This window comes from Arthrobacter sp. Sr33, from assembly GCF_054511195.1.
Genome location: NZ_JBTNDD010000026.1, coordinates 1 through 1,444, shown reverse-complemented (window position 1 = coordinate 1,444; position 1,444 = coordinate 1). Strand labels below are relative to the sequence as shown.

1 protein-coding gene is annotated in these 1,444 nt (G+C 64.8%); it reads right to left on the bottom strand.

The annotated features are described in order from the left end of the window. Positions 1 to 3: 3 nt before the first annotated feature. Positions 4 to 1,314: an ISL3 family transposase gene (locus ACX80T_RS16260; protein ID WP_024475914.1), complete on the bottom strand. Its 1,311-nt coding sequence runs from the start codon at positions 1,312 to 1,314 to the stop codon at positions 4 to 6. Positions 1,315 to 1,444: the final 130 nt, after the last annotated feature.

The window sequence follows — 1,444 nt, the reverse complement described above, 5'->3', positions numbered from 1 at the left end:
GGCTCATCGTAATTGGGAGTGTAGGTAGGGTCTGAAGCCGCCTGATTCCAGGAGTGATCGAGCGATGTAGTTGGTGATGTTCCGGAATCCGAGGGCTGAGCCGCGGAGGTGTTCGAGCCGCCCATTGATGGCCTCCGTGGGGCCGTTGCTGGTGCCGGGTCGGTCGAAGAACGCGAGTACGTCGGCGGCGCGTTGTTTCAGGGTCCGGCCGATTCGGCGGATCTCGACCAGGGCTGCGGGAACGCCGCTGGTGACGGAGTTGATCACTGCCTGCATCATCTGTTTCCCTTGTGTCTTATTCGGTTCCCTGTATGCGGCGACGATCCGCTGATAGATGCCCCAAGTAGCTTCGACCTCGAGGTGTTCCTCGGACGCGAAGACGGCCTCCAAGCGTGCGTTCTGTTTGTCGGTGAGCAAATCCGCGCCGGTATGCAGGGTCCGTCGGGCCCGGTAGAGCGGGTCACCGGCACGACCCCGATGCCCGAGCGTCGCCTGCTGAACACGTTGCCGGCACCGGTCCAACCCGTCGCTGGCAAGCCGAACAACATGAAACGGATCCATGACCGGCACCGCGTCCGGGAGCTCCTCCGTGGTCGCGGTCTTGAAGCCGGTGAACCCATCCATCGCCACCACTTCCACCCCGTCCCGCCATGCCTGCGGGCGGTCTGCGAGCCAGGTCTTGAAGACCTGTTTGGAGCGGCCTTCGACCATGTCCAGCAGCCGTGCCGGGCCCGTCTTCTCGCGGATCGGAGTCAGATCAATGATCACCGTGACGAACTTGTCGCCACGTCGGGTGTGCCGCCAGACGTGTTCGTCGACGCCGATCGCGGTCACCCCGTCGAACCGCTGCGGGTTATCGATCAGCCGCCGCTTGCCCTCCGCAAGGACGGCGCTGTTGGCGGTATGCCAGGACACTCCCAGACCGGCAGCGACCCGGGACACGGTGAGGTGATCGACCACGACCGCCTCGAGCGCCCACCTGAGTCCGCGACGCGAGATCTTCGCCCGGGGCTCAGCTGCTGCGTCCGTGTCCTGTCGCCAGGTGCGACCGCACTCGGTGCACCGGTAACGGCGTATCCGCACCAGCAACGTAGTCGGCCGGTGACCGAACGGCTCATGCGCCAACCGGCGCGTCACCGTGTCACGGAGCACACCCGCAGAGCCGCAGCCTCGGCACCACGGATTTGCCTGAACGACACGGCATTCGATCACCGCCCGACCCGGGCACAGCTGCTGGCCGACGGCTTCCAAGCCGAGTTCGTCGAGCCGGCAGAACGTCGTCAGATCAGGGGCATGAAAGGTAGCGTTGAGCACGTCGAGGTCTTTCGGATGGGCAGCGTAGGAACTTCCATCATCGGAAGGCCTCGACCTCTATCCCGCCTTCGACGCGCCCACACCGATCACCCCGGCTACACCCCACCCACACTCTCGTTTACGAAGAGCC